The sequence below is a fragment of the Natronomonas sp. genome, from assembly GCF_046483325.1.
GTDB lineage: Archaea > Halobacteriota > Halobacteria > Halobacteriales > Haloarculaceae > Natronomonas.
This window is the reverse complement of record NZ_JAWODL010000035.1, coordinates 1-22,602: the sequence shown is the minus strand read 5'-3', so window position 1 is coordinate 22,602 and position 22,602 is coordinate 1. Positions and strand designations below refer to the sequence as shown.

The 22,602-nt window shown below is 62.6% G+C and carries 18 protein-coding genes and 1 pseudogene; 11 read left to right on the top strand and 8 right to left on the bottom strand.

What is annotated here, in order from left to right:
• Positions 1-17 precede the first annotated feature (17 nt).
• The 8 genes from R6U53_RS10075 to R6U53_RS10040 all read left to right on the top strand — a co-directional run bounded on the left by R6U53_RS10075 (position 18) and on the right by R6U53_RS10040 (position 10,005).
• Positions 18-872 carry a hypothetical protein gene (locus R6U53_RS10075; RefSeq protein ID WP_410322231.1) on the top strand — a complete coding sequence of 285 codons (855 nt, stop codon included), beginning with the start codon at positions 18-20 and terminating at the stop codon, positions 870-872.
• Between the two features lie 441 nt (positions 873-1,313).
• Positions 1,314-2,621: a FlaD/FlaE family flagellar protein gene (locus R6U53_RS10070; protein WP_410322230.1), complete on the top strand. Its 1,308-nt coding sequence runs from the start codon at positions 1,314-1,316 to the stop codon at positions 2,619-2,621.
• Positions 2,622-2,630: 9 nt separating this feature from the next.
• Positions 2,631-3,386, top strand: a complete 756-nt coding sequence (locus R6U53_RS10065) for an ATPase domain-containing protein (protein WP_410322229.1) — start codon at positions 2,631-2,633, stop codon at positions 3,384-3,386.
• 2 nt (positions 3,387-3,388) lie between these two features.
• Positions 3,389-5,062, top strand: coding sequence for a type II/IV secretion system ATPase subunit (locus R6U53_RS10060; protein ID WP_410322228.1), 1,674 nt, complete (start codon positions 3,389-3,391; stop codon positions 5,060-5,062).
• Positions 5,063-5,065: 3 nt separating this feature from the next.
• The gene (flaJ, locus tag R6U53_RS10055) at positions 5,066-6,796 is read left to right on the top strand and encodes an archaellar assembly protein FlaJ (protein WP_410322227.1); all 1,731 of its coding nucleotides are present in this window, start codon (positions 5,066-5,068) and stop codon (positions 6,794-6,796) included.
• A gap of 321 nt (positions 6,797-7,117) precedes the next feature.
• Positions 7,118-8,575, top strand: a complete 1,458-nt coding sequence (locus R6U53_RS10050; protein WP_410322226.1) for an RtcB family protein — start codon at positions 7,118-7,120, stop codon at positions 8,573-8,575.
• A gap of 12 nt (positions 8,576-8,587) precedes the next feature.
• Positions 8,588-9,805: a lactate racemase domain-containing protein gene (locus R6U53_RS10045; RefSeq protein WP_410322255.1), complete on the top strand. Its 1,218-nt coding sequence runs from the start codon at positions 8,588-8,590 to the stop codon at positions 9,803-9,805.
• Positions 9,805-10,005: a hypothetical protein gene (locus R6U53_RS10040; RefSeq protein WP_410322225.1), complete on the top strand. Its 201-nt coding sequence runs from the start codon at positions 9,805-9,807 to the stop codon at positions 10,003-10,005. Before R6U53_RS10045 ends, R6U53_RS10040 begins: the two co-directional genes overlap by 1 nt.
• 4 nt (positions 10,006-10,009) lie before the next feature.
• Here the strand turns inward: R6U53_RS10040 and R6U53_RS10035 are convergent, their stop codons facing one another.
• Complete coding sequence (locus R6U53_RS10035) at positions 10,010-12,826, bottom strand: ATP-dependent helicase (RefSeq protein WP_410322224.1); 2,817 nt, start codon at positions 12,824-12,826, stop codon at positions 10,010-10,012.
• Between the two features lie 98 nt (positions 12,827-12,924).
• Between R6U53_RS10035 and R6U53_RS10030 the strand changes: the two genes are divergently transcribed.
• The gene (locus tag R6U53_RS10030) at positions 12,925-13,686 is read left to right on the top strand and encodes an MBL fold metallo-hydrolase (protein ID WP_410322223.1); all 762 of its coding nucleotides are present in this window, start codon (positions 12,925-12,927) and stop codon (positions 13,684-13,686) included.
• Positions 13,687-13,712: 26 nt separating this feature from the next.
• Here the strand turns inward: R6U53_RS10030 and R6U53_RS10025 are convergent, their stop codons facing one another.
• Positions 13,713-13,946 (bottom strand): hypothetical protein, encoded by a 234-nt coding sequence (locus R6U53_RS10025; RefSeq protein ID WP_410322222.1) that lies wholly within the window; start codon positions 13,944-13,946, stop codon positions 13,713-13,715.
• Here R6U53_RS10025 and R6U53_RS10020 point away from each other — a divergent pair.
• A complete protein-coding gene (locus R6U53_RS10020; protein WP_410322221.1) occupies positions 13,935-14,201 on the top strand; it encodes a hypothetical protein in 267 nt (88 codons plus the stop codon). The genes R6U53_RS10025 and R6U53_RS10020 overlap by 12 nt on opposite strands.
• Before the next feature lie 9 nt (positions 14,202-14,210).
• Here R6U53_RS10020 and R6U53_RS10015 read toward each other — a convergent pair whose 3' ends face one another.
• On the bottom strand, positions 14,211-15,278 hold the full coding sequence (locus R6U53_RS10015; protein WP_410322220.1) for an mRNA surveillance protein pelota: 1,068 nt from the start codon (positions 15,276-15,278) through the stop codon (positions 14,211-14,213).
• Between the two features lie 106 nt (positions 15,279-15,384).
• Between R6U53_RS10015 and R6U53_RS10010 the strand changes: the two genes are divergently transcribed.
• Positions 15,385-16,446: a zinc-dependent alcohol dehydrogenase family protein gene (locus R6U53_RS10010; protein ID WP_410322219.1), complete on the top strand. Its 1,062-nt coding sequence runs from the start codon at positions 15,385-15,387 to the stop codon at positions 16,444-16,446.
• A gap of 15 nt (positions 16,447-16,461) precedes the next feature.
• Here R6U53_RS10010 and R6U53_RS10005 read toward each other — a convergent pair whose 3' ends face one another.
• The 5 genes and pseudogenes from R6U53_RS10005 to R6U53_RS09985 all read right to left on the bottom strand — a co-directional run.
• Positions 16,462-17,373, bottom strand: coding sequence for a DUF4013 domain-containing protein (locus tag R6U53_RS10005; protein ID WP_410322218.1), 912 nt, complete (start codon positions 17,371-17,373; stop codon positions 16,462-16,464).
• 87 nt (positions 17,374-17,460) lie between these two features.
• Positions 17,461-19,569: a ribosome rescue protein RqcH gene (gene rqcH, locus R6U53_RS10000; RefSeq protein ID WP_410322217.1), complete on the bottom strand. Its 2,109-nt coding sequence runs from the start codon at positions 19,567-19,569 to the stop codon at positions 17,461-17,463.
• 54 nt (positions 19,570-19,623) lie between these two features.
• Complete coding sequence (locus R6U53_RS09995; RefSeq protein ID WP_410322216.1) at positions 19,624-21,003, bottom strand: zinc ribbon domain-containing protein; 1,380 nt, start codon at positions 21,001-21,003, stop codon at positions 19,624-19,626.
• Positions 21,000-22,181: a thiolase domain-containing protein gene (locus R6U53_RS09990; protein ID WP_410322215.1), complete on the bottom strand. Its 1,182-nt coding sequence runs from the start codon at positions 22,179-22,181 to the stop codon at positions 21,000-21,002. Before R6U53_RS09990 ends, R6U53_RS09995 begins: the two co-directional genes overlap by 4 nt.
• A 112-nt stretch (positions 22,182-22,293) precedes the next feature.
• Positions 22,294-22,602 (bottom strand): annotated as a pseudogene (locus R6U53_RS09985) (helix-turn-helix domain-containing protein); the annotation flags it as partial.

The following is a 22,602-nucleotide window of genomic DNA, read 5'->3' as shown; positions in this document are numbered from 1 at the left end:
CGTTCGATAGTACGGGCATGGCGACGGGATCGGCAACCGATGGAACAACAGGGTACTTCGGGCGGGTACCGTCGGTTCGGAGAGGCGGGCGGGCGGTACTCTCGGCGCTCGTAGCGGCGCCGGGGCGGAGCACGGCGACGGTTCTCGTTGCAGTCCCGTACCTGTGGTTGGGGTATTACATCGTCGGCACCGCGAGCGGCCGTCTCGACGACGTCATCGTCGGTGGCGACTGGCTGACGCTCATGTTTACGACGTACGCGCTGTTTTCGTCGCTGGCGCTCGCACACCGTATCCTCCGGATCGGACTGAGCGAGCTCACCGTCGAATATCTCATCGATACGGTCGTTTTGACGTGGCTCACCGCCTTTTATTTCGTCTGGATGCTCGCGAGAGAGCCGGTCTCGACGACGACGTCGATCACGGAACTCTACGCACCAATTCTCGGCAGTGAACCGACGGCCGTCCTCTGGGCCGGTACCGTCGGGACCGTCGCGATCGTCGCGGCAGGCATCGTCCTGTTTCCCCGTGAGGAGAGTCGCCCGTTCAGAAACCAGTTCAGGACGGCGCTCGTGACGTATCCGGTCGCTATCACCGCACTGGTATTGCTGTTCCGCCCCGGGGGCGGGTCGCTGCTTTGGCCCCTCATCGTCGGGATCTTTCTCGGGACGCTCGTTGGGGGTCTCGGACGGATTCACGTGATCGCGAGCGCGATCGCGAAGGGGGGTTTCGCGGCGCTTTCGCTCCTCGTGTGGGCCATCGGTGCACTCGGCTGGGTGATCGTCTATCGCCGTCGGCCACCGACGGATCACGTCATCCTCGCGCACGCCGGATGGGGCAGTGAGAACCGATCGGAGAACCGCGGGAGGAACTAGAGATGACCGCGTTCGATGTCCGGCGTCGAGTGCCCCGCCTGTGGCTCCCGGTTCGCGCGAGTGTTCTCAACCGACGGCGGTCCGTCTCCTTCCCGGAAAACGACGGCTCACGATACTGTTTCGTCCTGGACGACGGCGCCGTTCACCTGTTCCGTCACTGACGGATGTGGCGGTGACTTACTTATATAGGTGGTCTGGGGGGATCCCGACGGCCGGTTTCGTCGGTGGCGCCGAAAAACACACATACAGCGATCGGATCTACGTTCGATTCTTTCGGCGACACGGGGATTGAAACGCCCCAAACTTAATTAGTGAATATGGTCGTAGCCGGTAGCAACATGGCTGCGGGCGAACTTCCGCTTTCGGGCGAGCCGAAACGGGTGTCGGCGCGGGGTATCGGCGCGTAACCGACACCGGCCCGGACTATACGAGGAACTCACAATGATCGATAACCTACTTGGCGGCGGCGATGACGAGGGCGATTCCGAGGAGAGTGACGTGGATGACATGGACGGGGGGCTCTTCGCCGACGGCGATGACGACCTGATGGGTGGCGGTGACGACCTGATGGGTGGCGACACGGACTTCGACGAGATGGACGGCAACGACGGTGCGACCTCCGCCGAGGTTGATAACCGGATCGACGAACTCGAAAACGAGGTCGCATCGCTCTCCTCGACGGTCAACACGGTCAAAAGCGAGAACGACCAGATAAGTGAATCCGTCGGAAACGTCGAAGAGAACGTCCGAAAGCTCCTCGAAGTGTACGAGATGGTGACGCGAGGGGTGAACCCGTTCGTCGACGAAAGCGACATCGGTGACGAGCTCGATAGTTCGGTCGCCGACGCGAGCGCCGACGAGTTCTTCGACGAGGATTTTGAGGGCGAGGAGGGTGAAGACGACGCCGAAGAGTTCGACGACGGTAAGACGGACGAGGAGTTCGACGACGATGGGGAAAGCGGGGGCGGCGGAAAGTCCTTCGAGGAACTGAAAGCGGAATACGATTCCGGGGAAACGGAGTGGGACGACAACGAAGAAGCGGTCACGGACGCTGACGGATTGGCGACCGCCGAAACTGACGATCCGGGTATCCGTGACGTCGATTCGGATTTCGATACATCTGCTCCCGATCCGAACCTCGATGACCGTGACGAAGCGGACTCGTCGACGGTCGGTACCGGTTCGCCGACCGACGGCGGAAAGCCCTACCTCGAAGCGCTGCCGTCGGGGTACGCCGCCGACATCGTCGTCATGGACTGGCTCGAATTCCTCGTCGGAGAGGGTGGCGTCGACGGGGCGGCTCGTACGATCGCGTACTACGAGACGATCGAGTGGCTGGATGCTGCGGCCGCCGACGCGCTCCAGACGTTCTTGAACGGCTTCGGCTGCGGAGTCGAGGACGATCCGGACCCTCAGTCCTCGTTGACTGTAGACCATCACAACACGAGCCTCCGATACATCAGCCGAATCGCGAATCCGGACATGGGGATGGTCGCATTCGACGGGCGAAACGATCGATGGGGGCTGAAGGCGAGAAGCGGTATGGGGCAAAGCGAACGCTATTCCGAACGATCGTTCGATTCGAACGGGCCAGAGTCGGTGAACCCAGATGTCGTCGAATCCGACGGCGGGCGTGAGCTCAACGGATCGGATGAACGCCGAACTCCGCGAAACCGTCCACCGGATCGCCCCGAGCAGCAAAAACGGATCGACGAGCGATTCGACTGGCGCGAAGACCACGTAGAGTGACGTGACATCATGCAACACATACGAAACATACGATCGCTCGGACTCGATGATCACGACCGACTGAACAAAGAACTCGGTGGGGGGATTCCACGCGGAAGCATCGTCCTCATCGAGGGTGATTACGGTGCCGGCAAGAGCGCGGTCTCTCAGCGGCTGGCCTATGGATTCTGCCAGGAGGAAACGACTGTGAGCATTCTCTCGACGGAACTGACCATCGGCGGCTTCCTCGATCAGATGCACTCGCTTTCGTACGACGTCGTCGACCACGTCCTCAACGAACGGCTGTTGTTCCTGCACGCCAACCTCGAAACCGGAGGCGTCCTCTCAAATGGTGGCGCCGAGAGTCGAATGGATCTCCTCACCAGACTGATGGAGGCAAAGACGATGTGGATGGCCGACGTGATCGTTATCGACACGTTCGATGCAATCCTTCGAAACGACCCGACGTTCGAGGCGTTGATCCGCAAAAACGAGGAGCGACAAGCCGCACTGGAGATAATCTCCTTTTTCCGCGACGTGATCTCGGAGGGGAAGATCATCGTCCTGACTGTCGATCCGTCGACGGTCGACGGTGACGCGATCGGGCCGTTCAGGGCGATCGCGGACGTCTTTCTGGAACTCGAAATGATCGAAGTCGGTAACGACGTCCGACGGCAGATCTCTGTCAAGCGGTTCGCGGGCATGGGCGAACAGGTCGGGGACACGATCGGATACTCCGTCCGATCGGGGACCGGGATCGTCATCGAAAGCCGAAGTGTCGCCTGATAATGACCGAACATGGAACGGTCAAACCGTCCGGGGAACTCAGACAGGCCGCGGCAAACAGACCGCACCTCCGGGAGCATTTGAAGAAATTCAAACAGATAACCGGCGAGTTCCCCATGTTCATAGAGGGGGCCGACGGCGAGTACGAGACCAATCGACCGAACGTCCTCTACCCCGTCGGCGGACCGATCTACTGTCACATCTACGGTGACGTCGGCCGCGATATGAAGTACTACGCGATCGAGCCGACCCTCTCGGGGGACGAAATGCGGATTTTCGAAGGGGTAAAAGACGAACTACTTCGACGGAGCGTTACGAAGAAGGCTCCGACGCAGGAGTCCGAATACGGCGACCGAATCGAGGAACTGCTCGCGGAATCGACACGGGTGGAAGGGAGGAAGCCAACCGACCTCCTCGAACGGATCCGGTTCAAGATCGACCCGAACATCAGGGAGGTCTCGCGGGCGACGTTCGAGAACATTCGATATCGGCTCAATCGCGATATCGTCGGATTGGGACCGCTCGAACCGGTCATGCGCGATCCGGCCAACGAGGACATCCACGTCATCGGCCCGAGCGAGTGCTACGTCGACCACGAGGTCTACGGCATGTTGAAAACGACGGTCGATTTCGGGACGGAAGCCGAGTTCGATAGCTGGCTCAAGAACATGGGCGAACGAATCGGCGATCCGCTGAGCGACTCCGATCCGATCGTCGACTCGACGCTCCCGGACGGCTCACGATTGAACGTCATCTACAGCGACGACGTGAGTTTGAAGGGTCCGAGCCTCACCATTCGACAGGGGAGCGAGGTGCCGCTGTCGGTCAATCAGATCACGAATTGGGGGACGCTGTCGCCCGAACTCGCGGCGTATCTGTGGCTCTGTCTCGAGAACGAACAGACGGTCTTCGTCGTCGGCGAGACGGCCTCGGGGAAGACGACGACGCTAAACAGTATTATGTCGTTCATTCCCCGAGACTCGAAGATCTACTCCGCGGAGGACACCGCGGAGGTAATGCCGCCGCACGATACCTGGCAGCAACTGCTCACCCGCGAAGGCGGCGGCGATGATTCACAGGACGTGGACATGTTCAACCTCGTCGAGGCTGCGCTTCGATCCCGCCCCGAATACATCATCGTGGGCGAGGTTCGTGGTGAAGAGGGGCGGATGGCGTTTCAGGCCGCGCAGACCGGCCACCCAGTAATGTTGACTTTCCACGCGTCGGACATCGTCTCGATGATTCAGCGTTTCACCGGTGAACCGATCAACGTCCCGGAGACGTTCATGGACAACGCCGACGTGGCGCTGTTCCAGAATCGGGTCAAGCAGGGTGACGACGTGCTTCGGCGAGTGACGAGCGTGCAGGAGATCGAAGGCTACTCCAAGGAGATGGAGGGCGTCGTCACTCGGCAGGTGTTCTACTGGGACCCCGTCGAGGACGAGATTGTCTTCCAGGGGATGAACAACTCTTACGTGTTGGAAGATCAGATCGCCGAACTACTCGGGTACCCGGACACGCGGAAGATCTACGACGATCTCCAGTACCGCGCGGACATCATCGAGCGGATGATCGAAGAGGATATTCTCGGATACCACGAAGTCAACCAGGCGATCGAAGCGTTCCAGCGCGACGGCATCGAGGGCCTTCCGTTCACAATTCCACGGAGGAACTGAGGGATGGGAACCGCCGGACGAACGGTTCAGCTGGCTGAACTCGCAAGCTCGGTTCTCGACGGGTACGATCGGATGGAGATGGAGGCGAAAAAGTATCTTCTCGCCGTTCTCCTTCCTGCGACGGTGATTTTCATCGGAACCGTCGCTCTCGCGATCGTCTGGCAGACGCTGTTTCTCGTCCGGGTGTTGTTACCCGTTCTCGGAGCGGTTTTTCTCCTCACCGGCGTGGCGTATCCGAAGCTTGCAGTCGATCGGCGGCGGATCGAGATGGAGAACCGGTTCCATCTGATGGTCACACACATGACCGTCCTCTCGACGACGAACATCGACCGCATGGAGGTGTTCCGCAAACTCGCGAACGAGGAGGAGTACGGCGAGTTGACCGCCGAGAACAGACGCGTCGTCCAACTCGTCGATACGTGGAATCAGAGCCTCGACGACGCCTTACGACGGCGTGCGAAGGAGGTTCCAAGCGATTCGTTGACCGACCTGTTCGACCGTCTCGCATACACTCTGGGGGCCGGCCAGGAGATGTCGGACTTCCTCTTCGAAGAACAGAGTGTCATCATCGAGAATTACTCCACGATCTACGAGCAGTCCCTGGAAAATCTCGACGTCATGAAGGATCTCTATCTGTCGATGGTCCTCTCGATGACGTTCGCGTTGGTCTTCGCCGTCGTGCTCCCGATTTTGACCGGAACGAACCCGACGTGGACGGTCGCGGCGGTCATCGCCATGTTCGTGTTCGTCCAGATCGGGTTCTTTCTCGTCATCCGCGCGATCGTTCCTCACGATCCGCTCTGGTACGTTGAGGAGGGATACAGAACGCGGTCAAAGCAACTGCTCGTCGGGAGTTCGGCAGTCGCGGTGGCCGGGTTTTTACTCATCGTGCTCTCGATGCTCGCGAGCACGTTCGGCGTCGCGCCGTTTACCACGTTGGTGCCGATGGAATCGATCCCGACACCGCTGTATCTGGCGATTCCGACGCTCCCGTTTTTGTTCCCGGCGTTCGTCTTTCGCCGAGAAGAAAACGCCATCGTCGATCGAGACGCCGAGTTTCCGAGTTTCATCCGGGCGCTCGGAGCCAGCGAGAGTGCGAAACAGTCGACGACTTCGGTGGTGTTGCGCACCCTTCGAAGGAAGGACTTCGGCGCGTTGACCGAGAATCTCAACGACCTGTATCGGCGGCTGAACATGCGCATCGACACGGAGCGAGCCTGGCGATATTTCGCCGAGGATACGAATTCGTACATCATCCAGAAGTTCAGCGAAATGTACCTCATCGGTCGTGAGATGGGTGGTAACCCGAAGGTACTCGGCGAGTTGATCAGCCAGAATATGAACCAGATCGCTCAGTTGAGAGAGCGACGGCGGCAGGTGACGGTGACACTCATCGGTCTATTGTACGGCATCAGCGCGGCATCAGCGTTCGCGTTTTTTACCGGACTCGAGGTCGCAGTGATCATGTCCGGATTCGACCTCGACGTCGGGGGTGGCGCCGCCAGCTTCGGGCAACTCTTGCACACGGATATGTACAACGTGCCGTTTCTCAGATATCTGTTGCTCCTCATTTTGCTTTTTAACGGCGTTATCTCCTCGCTGACGATCCGAACCGCCGACGGCGGCCACTACGGAAACGCGTTCCTTCACTTTGTCGCGCTGATATGGGTCGGCTGCCTCACGGCCGTCGCGACCGAATCGCTGATTAGCGTGCTCCTAGATGTGGACCTATGAGCGGGGACGAACGCGCCGTCGTCGATGTCGTCGGGGCCCATACCGAGGAATTCTGGGGCTTCGAACGACGAGACACCCGAATACAGCGCCATCGACACCTCGGTTTCAGCCGCGTTCGGATCGATCGATGAGGCGTTTCGATCGGCACTACGCCGGAGCACCGACTCCAGCATCGAGCAGAGTTTGTATCTCCGGAGAGGCACGCCTCGACGCTCGTTTCGTCCTCCGTGTGTTCGAGCTTGAGGACCGGTCGTTCCTCCGATCGAAGCGGCTCGTCAACCGCGGCGTAAGCTATTGAACCGCGGGCGACGAACGGCCCGTATGACCACGTTCGAGGCAGGCGATATCACGCTACGGAAGCTTCGCGAACACGTCTGGGAAATCCCGAAAGAAGGTGACATGCGCGTTCCGGCGAGGGTGTTCGCGAGCGAGCGCCTCCTCGAGGAGATCGCAGAGGACAAGACGCTCCAGCAGTTGCGCAACGCGACCCATCTGCCGGGGATCAAAAAGTACGCTATCTGCATGCCGGACGGCCATCAGGGGTACGGGTTTCCAGTCGGCGGCGTGGCTGGAATCGACGCCGAGGAGGGCTGTATCTCGCCCGGAGCGATCGGCTACGACATCAACTGCGGTGTCAGGATGTTGAAAACTAACCTCACGCACGACGACCTCCGCGGGCGCGAAGAGAAACTCGTCGACGCGCTCTTCGGGGCGATCCCGTCGGGACTCGGCGGCGGTGGTGTCATCGACGGGGACCACGGCGAACTCGATGCCGCGCTCGAACACGGCGTCGAGTGGTGCCTCGAGGAGGGGTACGCCGTCGACTCCGACCTGGAACACTGCGAGGACAACGGGGTCCGCGACGACGCGATACCCGACGCGGTGCCACAAAAAGCGAAGGACCGCGGCCAAAACCAGATGGGATCACTCGGCTCCGGAAACCACTTTCTCGAAGTTCAGCGCGTCACCGACGCCTTCGACGAGTCGACCGCCGCCGCGTACGGCCTCGAAGCGGATCAAGTGGTCGTCTTGATTCACTGCGGCTCGCGGGGGCTCGGCCACCAACTCTGTACGGAGTACCTTCGCGAGATCGAAAAGGCCCACAGCGGACTACTCGCACAGCTACCGGACCGAGAACTCGCGGCGGCACCCGCGGGTTCTCAGCTCGCGGAGGACTACTACGGGGCGATGTGTGCGGCGATCAACTTCGCGTGGGTCAATCGACAGCTCATCACCCACCGGACTCGGACGGTGTTCGCAGACGTGTTCGGAGGGCCGTGGGAGGATCTGGGGATGGAACTGCTCTACGACGTGGCGCACAACATCGCGAAAAAGGAGGTTCACGATGTCGACGGGGAGCCGACGGAACTGTACGTCCATCGGAAGGGCGCGACGCGGGCCTTCCCCGCCGGACGGCCGGAGGTTCCGGCGGTCTACCGCGACGTCGGCCAGCCGGTCATCATCCCCGGGAGCATGGGTGCCGGCTCGTACGTCCTCTGTGGCGGTGAGAACTCACTCGACGTCTCCTTCGGCTCGACGGCGCACGGGGCCGGGCGGTCGATGAGTCGAACGCAGGCGAAACGCGAGTTCTGGGGCGAGGACGTACGGGACGAACTGCGACAACGGAGGGTGTACGTGAAAGCACAAAGCGGCGCGACGATCGCCGAGGAGGCTCCCGGTGTTTATAAAGACGTGGACGAGGTCGTACGCGTCTCCGACGAACTCGGGATCGGCAGTACGGTCGTGCGCGTCGAGCCGATCTGCAACATAAAGGGGTAGTCGATGAACGAAATCCGATTACCGTTCGGCGACGGGTCAATCGATGTCGAGTTGCCGGCGTGTTCGGCGACCGTCGCGGAGCCGCGGGGTGGCGAACCGATCGACGTGCGAACCGCCGCCGAGGCGGCTATCGCGGATTCCGACGGCCCGGCGCTTTCGGAGCTAGCCACGGCCAGCGACACGGTTGCGATCGTCGTCACGGACGTCACGCGGGCGACGCCAGACGGCGAACTCGTGGATCTCTTGCTATCCGCGCTTGGGTCGGAGGGTATCACTCGCGATCAGGTGACTGTCGTCGTCGGTTTGGGCCTCCACCGACCGATGACCGACGCCGAGTTGGAGTCCATGCTGGGCGAGCACGCGGCTCTCGCGGTCAACCACGACCCGGCCGAGACGATCGCCGCCGGCGAGGTGGACGGCGTGGAGATCGAGTGTAACCGCCGGGTCGCGGCGGCCGATCTAGTCCTCGCGACGGGCATGGTCGAACCGCACCAGTACGCCGGCTTTTCGGGCGGCGGCAAGACCGTCGCGATCGGCGCGGGCGGAGAATCGCTTATACGGTATACCCACGGGCCGGACATGCTCTCTCAGTCCGGCGTCAGGCTCGGCCGGATCGACGACAACCCCTTCCGACAGGTGGTAGATACCGCTGGTGAGTTGTGTGGACTCGAGTTCTGTATCAACGCCACCCACGGGCCAGCGGGAATCCTCGACGTGGCGGCGGGAGAGCCACGGAACGTCGTTCGAACGCTGGTCGACAGCGCGCGTGACGCACTCTCGGTCGAGGTCGACGGCGAGTACGACGCCGTGATCGCCGGCGTCGGCGCGCCGAAGGACGCGAACCTCTATCAGACGACCCGCGCGGCGACCTACGTCGCCTTGGGGGCGAAGAACCCGCTCCGGGAGGGCGGGCGGATCGTGATCCCGGCCGAACTCTCGGAAGGTGCCGGTGAGGGCACCGGCGAACAGCGGTTCCATACGTGGCTCTCGGAGGCCGAAAGCGCCGAGAGCCTGTACAATCGGATGCGAACCGGCTACGCCCCGGGCGCACAGCGAGCGTTCGTCGTCGCACGCACCCTCAGAGAACACGACGTGTATATCACGAACAGCGAGGCCCCGGACGTGGTCGACGACTGCTTGATGTACGCTCGCGAACGCGTCGAGGACGCGGTCGATCCCGGAAGCGATGTGCTCGTCGTCCCCGACGCGTTAAATACTCTTCTCGTCTGATGTTGGACCGATCGAGCAGAGTCGCCTTCGTCGCGATCGGGATGGGATTCATCGCGTTGAGCGCGTTTCTCGCCGTGCGACTCGGGCCAGCGGCCGCGGAATCCGAAGGCCCCGTCGGCGGCGCGGCCATCGCCATCGTCGTGTCGGCCGGATTCGGCCTCTTTTTTCTGGTCAGCGGTATAAAAGGAACCGTCGAGTAGGTGGTTACTCCTCCGCACTGACGCCCGCGTCTTCCTCCCCTATCTCGGCCATCACGCGATCGTGGAACTCCTGAAGCACGGCGGATTCGTCCTCGGCGAGGACTACGTCGCTAGCCATGAGCGTCGCGAGTCCGAACGCACGCGGTGACGGTGAATCAACTCGTGTGACGTAACTATCCATCTCTCCGGCTTCGAGCGCCGAAAGAGCGGCCTCTACCGCGTCGACGTTCAGTTTGTCGTCCAGTATCTCCCGATAGGTCTCTTCTATGACGGCGAATTCATTCTTCTCGTCGGCGAACCCGAGCAACATCTCGCTCGACACCTGCTGTTGGCTCGCCGACTTCTCGTAGCCCTTGTAGCGCTTGAGGATCATCAGTGCCCGCGTCGCGTTGATCCTGAAGTACCGCTTGAGGAGGTCGGTCCCCGAGAGCGCCGCCCGAAGGTCCGAACGCACGTCACCGGGACGAATATCGCGAACGATTCGTTCGAGATCGACCTTTCGGTTCAGCGGCATCGATAGTGTAAACCCGTTGTCTGCGACCGCGACTTTGACGTTCGCGTTGGCCTGCTGGGCGCACCGGTAGGCCAGCAGCCGCGAGAACCCGTCGTTGAATCGCCGGCCGTAATTCGAGTGGACGTAGTAGTTTCGCCGATAGTCGTCGCGGTCGAGTTCGACCTCGATCGGCAGCCGTCTGTCGGTCGAAACGCTTTCGCTCCCCGCGTATCGCTTTTGCGCGTCGAACATCCGCGTCACGGCGCGGACGGTGTTCTCGTCGAGCGGGAAGCCTCTGAGCCACCGCCGGACCTCGGGCGGTCCATCGGCGTCGAGACGATCGAGCAGTTCCCGCTGAAACTGCAGGATCTCACGACCGAGATCGTAGCTCAACGGCAACCGTTCGGAGAACCACGAGGGGACCGTCGGACGGGCGTTCGTCGAGTCGACGTACACTTTCGATCCCCGGCGATACCGATACTCGTAGCGCGTGCCGCCGAGGACGAACACGTCTCCGGTTTCGAGCGTGTCGAGATACGACTCGTCCAGTTGGCCGATCCACTCGTCGCCCGCCCGGGTGAACACGTCGCAGCTAAACGAGTCCGGGATAGTTCCGATGTTGGTCATGTAGATGACCCGCGCCAATCGCCCGCGCTTGCCGATGAGGGGAGTCCCAGGCTCGAAGTCTTCGTAGTGGTGCTCTCCACCGGGCGGATCGTTCCCGTCGCGCCAGACTTTCGCGTAGACGTTTTTATCCTCCATTCCGGCGTAGTCGGCCGTCAAGTACCGGAACAGCGACTCGTACTGGTCGTCGGTGTATCCTCGGTACGGGTAGGCGCTTTCGAGAACCTCACGGACCTCCGCTTCGGGGAGAGGGCCGTTGATCGCCATCCCGTAGACCTGCTGAGCAGCGACGTCCTGGGCGTTCTCGGGAATGAACACGCGATCGACGAATCCCTCCTCCGCCTTTTTCAACATCACCGCACACTCGACGAGTTCGTCGCGATCCAGCGCGATGACTCGTCCCTTCACCGTCCGGCCGAGTCGGTGTCCAGCCCGGCCGACGCGCTGTAAGAGCGCGGCGACGCTTTTCGGCGAGCCGACCTGTACGACGAGATCGACGTGCGGCATATCGATGCCGAGTTCGAGCGATGTGGAGGTCGTCACGACGTCCAAGGAGCCGCTTTTGAGCCCCTCCTCGATTTCGGTCCTGCGCTCTTTCGAGAGCGACCCGTGGTGGCACCCGGAGTTCGACTCGTCGTAGTCGCCTCGCTCTCGGAGGTTGTGTAACACGCGCTCCGCGCCGGATCTCGTGTTCGTAAAAACGAGCGTGTTGGTGTGTTCGGCGACGAGATCGTCGAGTTGAGCGTAAAACCGATCCGTGATAACGTCTCGCGGGGTGTGTATCAGATCGGCGGTCGGACAGCTCAACTCGATGTCGAACTCCCGGACGAATCGGGCGTCGACGATCTCGAAGTCGCGTGGGCGCCAGCCATCGACGGCGGCCCGATCGCCGTCTTCGCCGGTCTCGGGCGTCCCCCCGACCAGAAACTCCCCGACGGCCTCGAGCGGTTCGACCGTTGCCGAACACCCGATCCGCGTCGGCGAGCGCTCACACAGCCGTTCGAGCCGTTCGAGCGACACCGACAGGTGCGTTCCGCGTTTGTTCTCCGCGAGCGAGTGTATCTCGTCGACGACGACGTACTCGACGGTTTCGAGTTTCTTTTTGAACTTCGGGCTGTTGAGAAGGATCGCGAGGGTTTCGGGCGTCGTATTGAGGATGTGCGGGGTCTCGTCTAACATCCGCTGGCGATCCGCGTCGCTCGTGTCGCCGTGTCTGATCGCGTGTCTGATCTCGACGGATTCACCCCGCGCACCCATCCGTTCGGTGATCCCCTCCAGCGGTTCAGTCAGATTTCGGTGAATATCGTTGGCGAGCGATTTCAGCGGCGACACGTACAGACAGTAAACGCTGTTTTCGAGACCGTCGTCGTTTTGCTCGGCGCGCTCGAATAGATCGTCGATGATGGCGGTGAACGACGAGAGCGTCTTGCCGCTCCCCGTCGGCGCACAGACGAGCGTGTTCGTCCCCTCGTCGATCAGCGGAATCGCCTCCTTTTGCGGCGGCGTGAACAGTCCGCCGTTCTCGGGGACGTACTCGCCGAACTGATCGATCCACCACGCCTGTACGTCACGGCCCAGTCGACAGAACATCTCCGCGTCGTCGAGCGCGATCGTTTGGGCGTCGTAGTCGAAGTCGTAGTCCGAGAGCAGTTCGCGAACGAACGCGTCGGGCGAGCTCTCGACCGCCGACGATCTCTCTCCCATCCACGGGTAGTTACGACCCGGAAGGGCAAGTGGGTTTGGCCTCCGGCCACACCGAATCGATATCAATATACTTCCCCGAGGCTCGTGACGTATCCGATATGCGCGTGACCTTCCTCGGCACCGGATCGGCGATGCCAACGGGCGAACGGTTTCAGACCGGCCTCCTGATCGAGGACCCCGAGGGCGACGCCGACCCGTTGCTCGTCGACTGCGGCAGCGGCGTCCTCCATGGCCTCGCGGCGACGAACGTCGGTTACGAGGGGATCTCGACGGTCCTCTTGACCCATCACCATCTCGATCACGTCTCCGACCTGATGGCGCTTTTGAAGGCCAGGTGGCTCGCTGGCGAGACTGAGTTGACGGTCGTCGGCCCCGCGGGCACCGAATCGCTTCTCGATGGTCTCTTCGACGTCCACGAGTACATTCAGGGACGGATCGACCTCACGGTTCGAGAGATCGGACCGGGGGCGACTGGCGTCGCGGGCTACGACGTCCGTGCCGTCGAGACGGTCCACTCGATGTACTGTCTCGCGTACCGATTCGAGAGCAAGGACGCGGTATTCACGTTCTCGGGCGATACCGAAGCGATCGATGCCGTTGCGGACCTCGCGGACGGATCGGCCGTCCTCGCTCACGACTGCTCGTTTCCGGACGAGATCGACGTCGAGAACCACCCGACTCCAAGCCGATTGGGTTCCGTGTTATCCGGACACGAGATCGGCCGAGTGTACCTGACGCATCTGTATCCCCACACGAACGGCCACCACGAGGAGATGACCGAAGCGGTCGAAGAACGGTTCGACGGCGACGTACGGATCGCGAGCGACGGGCTGACGGTCGATCTGCGGCGGACGAACTGATAACCGACGACGGTTGCGAGCGACGATCACTCCGCCCAGGGACGGGGCCTCGACTCGAGCTCCTTGATTTCGCCGGTTCGCTGTACGCGCGAGTACTGTCGTCGCCACGTCTCCTCCGGAAACAGGTCGTTTTTATCGAACAGTTCCCGAGCGTCGTCCGTCAGTCGATAGAACTTGTACCGATAACCGCGGACTCGCTCCCCCGGTTCGACGACGAGTTCCTCGACGACGCCGACGTCCTCCCGGCGATGCCCTCGCATATCGTCGGTGTCCTCGAAGAGTACGATGGCGGGCACGTCTGGGAACTCGGATTTCTGTGTCGCCAGGAAACGACCGTTCGAGATCGTCTCTGGATTCTCGAGCGGGTCCACGACGACGCGACGTTACATCGCGAGCGGTACGACAACGGGATGGCCGCCTCGCATCTGACGATGCTGGAAAACGCCGTTAGCGAACGCGTCCTCACGTGGCGAGATGCCGGCGAGCTGTTCGAAGCGGTCGAGTCGCTCCCCTGAACGACTGGCTCAGTTCAGCCGATACCGAAGCACGGCGGCGATCCCCCCGAGATTCGCGAGCTGTTGTCCCGGATCGAACTCGTGTGAGAACACCGTCACTTCGCCGCCCTGCCGTTCGACGTTTTCGATGACGTCGTTGACGTCGATTGCCCACCCGCCCTCACCGGCTCGCTCCTCGCGGAGCCGTTCGTCGAGAACGAGCAGCGTCTCGATGGCTCCGAATTCGGCGGCTTCGGCTACTTCGTCGATCCCGTAGGCGGCCTTGGCTCCCTCGGCGATCTGTTCCATCAACTCGTCGATGAGTTCGGCCTCCTTCGAGATCCGCGTCTCCGTCTGGATTCGATCGACGGCTCCGCGTTTCAACACCTCGTGAACGCCGCGGTCGCCAACGCTCGCGGTATCGACCATCCGGATCTTCTCGGCAGCTTCGGGGGCGACGTCCTCGATGTGGCTGAGCGCGTCCTGTTTCGTGAAGCCGGGCCCCGCGAGGATGATCGCCTCTACGTCGAGCCGTCGGACGATCGACGCCAGTTCGTCGAACAGTTCGTCGCGGCCACGGGCATACTCGCCTTTCCCGGTCGTCCCGGTGATCGTCGCCCGTTCCTCAACGCCGTACTGGGCGACGGTGTGGACGTGCGCCTCACCCTCCTCGACGGTGACTATAGCGACGTCGGGCTGTTCGGCCGTTTCGACGGCTTCCTGCAGCCGTTCGAGCTGATCGACCTGCCAGACCTTCTCGATCGTCAGTTCGTCGTACTCCTCCACGTTGAACGTGTGATGAAAGCCGAGTTGATCCTCTCGGGAGCAATCGACAATCTCGCCACCGACGCGAAGGCGGTTCGCGAACTTCGCGAACTCGACGTCGGTCACCTCGAGTTGGATCCACATCGGCTCGCGTTGTCCGCCCGTATCGCGGGTGAGGTCGTCGTCGCGCTGGATCCGTCGAGTGGTGTCTGCCGCGACGGCGTCGCCCGGTTCGAGAATGTAGGTGAGATGCCACAGATCGTCGAGGCTCTCGGGGACGACGGTGATCCGTTCGCGTCCCCCCTCGACGGTCTTGCGATCGGCAATGCGCATACGGACGCTACCGTCGGGCAGCCGTAAGTGCCCTCCTATCTGGGAGGGCTTACCGGCTAGACTATCAGATTGATTTATTATCATTGATGACGATAGACAATGCGTAATGCGAGCAGCTGTCCTAAAAGAGCACGGTGAGCCGCTCTCCATCGAGGACGTACCAACACCCGACCCCGAGCCTCATGGCGCGGTCGTCGAACTCGAAGCCTGCGGAATATGTCGAAGCGACTGGCACGGTTGGATGGGCGATTGGGAATGGCTCGACATCAAACCGCAAGAGGGGCAGATCCTCGGCCACGAGCCAGCCGGTCGCGTCGTTGCGGTCGGTGAAGACGTGACTTCGATCAGCGAGGGGGATCACGTCGCCGTCCCGTTCAACATCGGTGACGGGAGTTGCAAGCAGTGTCGAACCGGCCACGGGAACAACTGCGAGAACGGGATGCCGCTCGGCTTCCTCGAGGAAGTGCCGGGCGCGTTCGCCGAACAGCTCCACGTGCCCTTCGCCGACCACAACGCGGTCGAACTCCCGAGCGGGGTTTCGTCGGTCGATATGGCGGGATTGGGCTGTCGGTTCATGACCTCGTTTCACGCGCTGGCGCACAGAGCCGACGTCGAAGCCGGTGATTGGGTCGCCGTCCACGGATGCGGTGGTGTCGGGCTCTCAGCCGTCCACATCGCGGATGCGTTGGGTGCGAACGTTATCGCGGTCGATCTTCAGGAAGAAAAGTTGGAGAAGGCGAGCGATCTCGGGGCAACCGAAACGGTCAACGCCGACGAAGCGAAGGACGTGCCGGGGGCCGTCGAAGCGATTACCGACGGCGGTGCTCACGTCTCGGTCGACGCACTCGGTATCGCGACCACGTGTCAGAACTCGGTTTTGAGCGTCGATAAGCGCGGCCAGCACGTCCAGATCGGACTCTCGACGCAGGACGAGCAGGGTATGATCCCATTACCGACCGACGCGATGGTGATGAACGAGGTGGAGTTCATCGGATCGCTCGGCATGCCGCCGAGCAGATACGACGAGATCTTCCGGATGGTCGCGACCGGAAAGCTCGATCCGAAAGCGGTCGTTTCGGAGACGGTGGCGCTCGACGACGTCAACGAGAAGCTCTCGGCGATGACCGACTTCGGAACGGTCGGCATTCCGGTGATCGACGACTTCTGAGGAGGCGACCGGCAACTACCTGTTAGACCACTCAATCCACGAGTCGCCGTCGATCCGAGTGATCGCCGGTTCTGGGCGTTCGTCCCGGTCACCGGTACGCTCGATCACGCGTTCGTCGGAATTCGAACTACCAACCTTCGTAACCGCGGGCCGGAGGTTCCAACCCTTTGGATCGCTCCGTTCGTGCGACGCCGGCACCGGGCCCAATCCGAGCGCTGCGCCCACGCCCTGTCCGTAACAGTATCGGACGCCCGACGCGACGAGAAACTGCAGGAAGAACCCGAGGAGAAAGATCCGAAAGACGAACGCGATCGGCAACAACAGCGCCTGCAGGACGAACGAAACGCCCCACGCGATGGCGTAGTCCTCCGTGGCCGCGCCCGAGATGACAGTACGGAACTCGAACGCTGCCCAGATGTCTTCGGTGTGGGCGAATCGAGCGACAGCGACCGGGAGGACGTACAGCGCACCGATGAGCGTCATGAGCGCTCCGATTGCGATGACACCCACGACCGAGACGACGGCAACGGAGAGCGTTTCCGAGACCGATTGATCGGACAGAAACGTTGCGATGTCGGTTCCGAACACTTGAAGTGCGATCAGCGGCCCGAGAACCACGAGTCCGGGAAGCAGGTAGACGGCCGCGATGAACGCCGCCGACGCGCCGTCCTTCAGCAGCCGGCGAGCGTCATCGAACCTGGGTGGCGTCGGCCGATCGCGGCCGATGGTCGTCCGGACGATTCGAACGTAGTAGCCGCGAACGAGCAGCCACGGGAGGACGCCGAGGGCCGCGAGATACGCGTATGGTCTTCCGAGCCCCGTGAGCGAAACGAAAGCGGCGACGACGATCAGCGTCAGCCCGCCGAGGATGACCGACCGGCCGCCTTCTGTCGGTCGTGTCGGATAGCCGAGCGCCTCTCGGAACATACCATAGCCGACACGCCCGTTCGGTTTATATCTCCTGAAGCCGGCGATGCGACCCACCACGATCGGCCAGACGATCGCTCGTGCGCCTCACTCGTCGATCATCCGACTACCACCGGGCGGGCAGAACTCCTGAATCCTGTCGGCGCTCGCGATCTTTCGAACGAAGCTCGTATCGGTAAATCGCTCACGGAAGGTTCGATAGAGCCGTTTCGCGATGTCGTTTTGGGCGTACTGCCCCGGTTCGAGGCGGATCGACGTTTCGGCGTCGGATTCGATCGCCAACGGCGGGCCGCCGATGACGCGTGTGTCGGGTTCGCACTTGATTCCCACCGCGACTCCGACTGCCACGTCGCGGTAGTACTCGCGGTCGCCGCGGATGACGAAGCTCCCTTTCTCGATGTACTCGCCGCTTTCGGGCGTCTTTGACACCTGGTCGGCGCCGACCTCGTAGACGTCGCCCTCGAACTTGCCGTCCTTCCACACTGAGGAGTACGAAACCGCGAACTGGGCGGCCTCGCGTTTGCTTCGATCCGGGATATCGACGTCGCGAGCCGGCTCGTCCGGTTCCGTCGCTTTCAGTATCGCGACCGGCGCGCCGTGAGCCTGCGCGTGGAAGAACCGATCCGATGGATCCATATACTTCTTTACGAGCTCCTCGTTTTGATCGGCGTTTCGTCCCCCTAACACGAGGAAATCGTCGCTCGTTCGGAACCACCGGAACCGTTCGAACCACTTTTCGTCGTATCTCACCGGCACCGACGACATGGTCGTGTAATCGGTCTCGAACTCGTCGTCGGTGTCGTCGCTTTCGTCCGTCTCGTCTCCGCGCTCCCACTCCTCGCGCCGTCGTTTGACGTCCGCGAGGTCCTCGCGCGTGTCCTCGATCGCGGCCTGTGCGCCCTCTTTTTTCTCCCGGACGCGCTTGGCTTCGGTGTAGAGTCGATCCGCGTTCTTTTCGACGCCGACGAACGGATCGAGTTCGATATGTCCGTCCCCGAGATCGATCGTCACCGTTCCCTCGGCTGCGTCGATCGAGACGACGGCTTGGGCCGCTTCGATCCCCTGTTCAGCACCGGTTTCGAACTTCGCTTCGATGTCCTCCCAAGGGACACCCTCCCCGCGAGCCGACTCGATCGTCGAGCATATCTCGTCGACGAGGTCGTAGTTGCCGTAGAGCGATTCGGCCTTCCGTTGCTCCTCGTCGGCCTGTTCGTCGTAAGCGCCGATCGCCCCCTCCTGCTGTTCGATGATCCGCTCGTACTTTTCGATCTCCGATTGGAAGTCCGGGCCGTCGCTTCCGGTCGCGTTGGGTTCGTCCGACTCGGCTTCGAGCCGGTAAAAGTACTCGTCAATAGCGCCGTTGAAACTCTCGAATCCCGTCGCGACGTAGCCCGCCGCTTCGTGCTCTTCGAGGGGAAGCGGCGTCGCGTCGACGACCCGCTCGTCGTCGTCCTCGTAGAGCCGAGGCTCAGTCCGCCCTTCGAGGATCGGTTCCCGGAGTCGTTCGAGCGCCCCGAACAGCGCCTCGTGGTGGTCTTCGGTCGCATTCTCGATATCGACCGTCTTCTCGACCCCCGCCCGAGTGCACAGTTCCTCGGCGTAGAGGCCGCCGAAGTTGAGTTGCGTCGCCAGCGTCCGGACGAGATCGGTGTCCGATCCGGCCATCTTCGCGGCGAAGGCCTCGTAGTCACAGTCGAGGGGGCTGAATCGCTCGTCGGGATAGTCGTACTGTGACCCCGGCGCGACGGTACGCGAGGTCAATCGAACCGTGTCGAGACAGTCGAACACCTCGCGATCCTCGTTCATCACCGCGACGTTGCCGTCGCCGAACAGCTCCGCGACGATGAGCGTCGTCGCGTCCTCTCGCTCGAACCGAAACGTGAGGATGCGATCGAAGCCGTACTGTTCGACGCCCTCGAAGTTCGCGCCCGCAATGCGGTTTCTGAGCATCATCGCGAAGTTCGGCGGGCGGCCGGGAGCGTCGGGAACGTGTCCGGGAACGGCGACGTGGGCACGTTTCGGATCCCCCGTCTCGATGACGAGTTCGATCCGACCGCGATCGTAATCGCGCATCTTCAACCGGACGAAGTCGTCGTCATAGAGATACGCCTTGTCGACGACCGCGCCGGTGTACTCGCGAAACTCGCCGACGAGGGCGGCGAGGTCGACGCTCGTCATCGCCCGTTTTCTGTCCATACAGATGGTTCCAATCGGCCCGAAGAAATGCCTACCGTCTCGTCACCGCCGCGTTCACTGCGGCAACGCTTTCAGTCCGTATCGCGGCACGTCCTCCTCGACGTAAATCCGCCGTGGAACGGCACGAACCGCCTGACCGACCGACGCTCCGCCGATGACCTGTATCGGGAGCGACACCTCACCGCCCCCGGCCGGGAACCGAACGATCGCGACGCCGAAGGCGCCCTGTCTGGCCTGCTGTTCGGCGAACTCCGGCGGCGCGCCACCCTGTCCGATCGTCGTCGCCGCGTCGACGATTCCGGTCGATTCGGGCGTTACGGGCTCGAAATCGACCAGTTCGAGACACTCGGGACAGGCCCCCTCGGGCGGGAACACGACCGCACCGCACGCCGAGCACTGCCCCGATTCGTGGCGGTGTCGTTGTGCCGCCGCGCGACGCCACGTCGGTACGGGTACGTGTGCCGCGCCACCATCGGGCTTCTCGCCGACGATGTCGCCACGTCGGCGCAGATAGGCCGGATAATCGAGTTCCGAGTCGCCGTCGAGCGAGGATTCGACCGGGGCGGCCCCTTCGACGACGAACGCCGTAGCGCCCGCACCGGATCCCCACCCGACCGCCAGCGTCCGATCCTGTCCGGCCTCGAACGCAGTGACGAGCGACAGCGGGACGCTGGCCGCTGCGGTGTCTCCGAGCGAGGAGACCGTCTCGACGGCCGCGATCGCGCCGCTGTCGAGCGCCGTTCGGTACGGGAGCTTTCCGTTCGGGGCCTGCAGGGCGATCGCGTCGAATTCGTCGGCGTCAGCACCGAGCGCGTCGACGGCGGCTGAAACCGGTTCGGTGAACGACGCGCGATCGTAGGTGCCGCTGTCGATTCCGCTGACGTCAGCGTCTCCGCGTCCTCTGAACCGCGTTCCGGGGCGGACGTCCGTGTGAGACGCGCGATCGACGATCGTCGCCGGGGCGTCGTCACCGACGAGGAAGGCGGCGGCACCTGCCCCGGCACCGTGTTCTCGGCTGTCGTCCGGTTCCCCTTCGGGGCAGTCGGAGACGATCACGAGCGTGTCCCTCTCGACGTCGAGGGCGTCGAGTAGCGCGTCGATACCAGCTCGGGTGCTTCCAGTGTACGTCCGCCGATCGGCAGCTGTCGGAACGTCGAGATACGAGCCGATCCTGGCGGTCAGGTCCTCTTCCGCCAGCGGCGGTGTCGTGGTCGCAAACGAGATTCTTTGAATCTCTGAGGCGGCTCGACCGGCCACCGAGATCGCCCGATAGCCGGCCTCGACGCCCATCGTCAGCGCGTCCTCGTCCGCGTCGGGGACCGCCTTCGTCTCGACGCCCGGGGCATCGAAGCGGCCCCACGCGTCCTCGAACGCCTCGGCAGTGACGCGGTTCTCGGGCGAGTACGCGCCGGCGGAAACGATACCGCGACTCATGCGTCGATCACCTCGTCGTCCCGCTCGAAGATGTGAACGACGGCGGCCCCGCCCGATCCGCCGACGTTGTGCGTTAGGCCGATGCTCGGATCATCGAGCTGCCGATCGCCGGCTCTCCCGGTCAGCTGATCGAACGCCTCGACGACCTGTCCCGCGCCGGTTGCGCCGATCGGGTGGCCCTTCGATTTCAGGCCGCCGGAGGTGTTAACGGGCAGTTCCCCGTCGGGACGGGTGGCGCCCGATTCGATGTACGGGCCGGCCTTCCCGGCGGGACAGAAGCCGAGATCCTCGTAGGCCATCAGCTCCGCGATCGCGAAGCAGTCGTGGACTTCGGCGAAGTCGAGATCGGCCGGCGTGATTCCGGCCTCTTCGTAGGCGGATTCGCCGGCCGATTTCGCTGCTGGAACCGAGTTGTAGGTCTCGCGCTGGAACAGTCCGACGCGATCGGAGGCGGCACCGACGCCCGAAACGCGGACCGGCGTGTCGGTGTACTGCTCGACGACGTCCTCGCTGACGATGAGCGCCGCGGCTGCACCGTCCGTCGTGGGACAGCAGTGGTAGAGGTTGAGTGGATCGGCGACGGATGGTGCGTTCATCGCATCTTCGAGCGTACAGCTGAATCCGAGGTGGGCCTTCGGGTTCTTCGCGCCGTTGGCGTGGTTCTTGACAGCGACGTGGGAGAGCTGTTCGGTCGTCGTCCCGAACTCCCGCATATGCGCGGAGGCCATCTGCGCGTAGACGCCGGCGAAGGTCGTTCCGCTCATCCGCTCCCACTCGGTTTCGCCAGAGACACCGAGCCAGTAGCGAACGGCGTCGCCCGACAGATCGGTCATCACCTCGACGCCGCTGGCGAGCGCGACGTCCGCCATTCCGGCCCGGACGGCCATGACGGCCTGCCTGACCGCGTATCCCGACGCGGCACAGGCGTTCTCAACGCGGGTCACCGGAACGCCCGCGATCCCGACGTGTTCTGTGACTGCCGGACCGGAGAGTCCGAGCTGTCGTCCCCCGACGCCGAGGGTCCCGACGTAGGCCTCGTCGATCTCCGAGGTTTCGATCCCGTTGTCCACGCTCGATACCGTGTTCTCGACGGCCGTCTGGAACAACGACCGATAACTCTCGTCGGGGAAGGAACCGTACTTCGATTGGCCCGCACCGACGACGTACGCGTCACGCATACCGAGGGCTTAGACGGGGATGGTATAAACGCAGCGACACTGATGGACCTCGTTCTCACGATCGAACGTACCGCGCGGTCCCGGAAAGGAAACGTTCGTGGTTTGGACCGCCGGGTGGATTCAGATACAACCCGATTACGTCCCAGAACTTGCGATCGAAGTCCTTGTCGGTCGATACCTTGAACGTCCGGCGCAGATGGGGTTTCAGATCATTCTCTCGCCAGATGCGGTGCACGCTGTCCGGAGAGATTCCCACATTGGCAGCCATGCTGCGCACCGACCATCGGCTCTTCGGTTTCACCGGTCGCGTCGCTTCCGTGATCACTCGCTCTACGATCTCCACGGGTATCTCGTTGGGCCGCCCACTTCGCCTTCGGTCATTCAGTCCTTCGATGCCCTCCCGCTCGAACCGCTGGGACCA

Coding starts and splice junctions, on each gene's coding strand:
- R6U53_RS10015 (WP_410322220.1), bottom strand. CDS start 15,278: ATGCGCATTGCCGATCGCAAGACCGTCGAGGGGGGACGCGAACGGATC.
- R6U53_RS10060 (WP_410322228.1), top strand. CDS start 3,389: ATGACCGAACATGGAACGGTCAAACCGTCCGGGGAACTCAGACAGGCC.
- R6U53_RS10040 (WP_410322225.1), top strand. CDS start 9,805: ATGTTGGACCGATCGAGCAGAGTCGCCTTCGTCGCGATCGGGATGGGA.
- R6U53_RS10075 (WP_410322231.1), top strand. CDS start 18: ATGGCGACGGGATCGGCAACCGATGGAACAACAGGGTACTTCGGGCGG.
- R6U53_RS10035 (WP_410322224.1), bottom strand. CDS start 12,826: ATGGGAGAGAGATCGTCGGCGGTCGAGAGCTCGCCCGACGCGTTCGTT.
- R6U53_RS10020 (WP_410322221.1), top strand. CDS start 13,935: ATGCCCTCGCATATCGTCGGTGTCCTCGAAGAGTACGATGGCGGGCAC.
- R6U53_RS10065 (WP_410322229.1), top strand. CDS start 2,631: ATGCAACACATACGAAACATACGATCGCTCGGACTCGATGATCACGAC.
- R6U53_RS10025 (WP_410322222.1), bottom strand. CDS start 13,946: ATGCGAGGGCATCGCCGGGAGGACGTCGGCGTCGTCGAGGAACTCGTC.
- rqcH (WP_410322217.1), bottom strand. CDS start 19,569: ATGGACAGAAAACGGGCGATGACGAGCGTCGACCTCGCCGCCCTCGTC.
- R6U53_RS09995 (WP_410322216.1), bottom strand. CDS start 21,003: ATGAGTCGCGGTATCGTTTCCGCCGGCGCGTACTCGCCCGAGAACCGC.
- R6U53_RS10005 (WP_410322218.1), bottom strand. CDS start 17,373: ATGTTCCGAGAGGCGCTCGGCTATCCGACACGACCGACAGAAGGCGGC.
- flaJ (WP_410322227.1), top strand. CDS start 5,066: ATGGGAACCGCCGGACGAACGGTTCAGCTGGCTGAACTCGCAAGCTCG.
- R6U53_RS10010 (WP_410322219.1), top strand. CDS start 15,385: ATGCGAGCAGCTGTCCTAAAAGAGCACGGTGAGCCGCTCTCCATCGAG.
- R6U53_RS09990 (WP_410322215.1), bottom strand. CDS start 22,181: ATGCGTGACGCGTACGTCGTCGGTGCGGGCCAATCGAAGTACGGTTCC.
- R6U53_RS10030 (WP_410322223.1), top strand. CDS start 12,925: ATGCGCGTGACCTTCCTCGGCACCGGATCGGCGATGCCAACGGGCGAA.
- R6U53_RS10050 (WP_410322226.1), top strand. CDS start 7,118: ATGACCACGTTCGAGGCAGGCGATATCACGCTACGGAAGCTTCGCGAA.
- R6U53_RS10070 (WP_410322230.1), top strand. CDS start 1,314: ATGATCGATAACCTACTTGGCGGCGGCGATGACGAGGGCGATTCCGAG.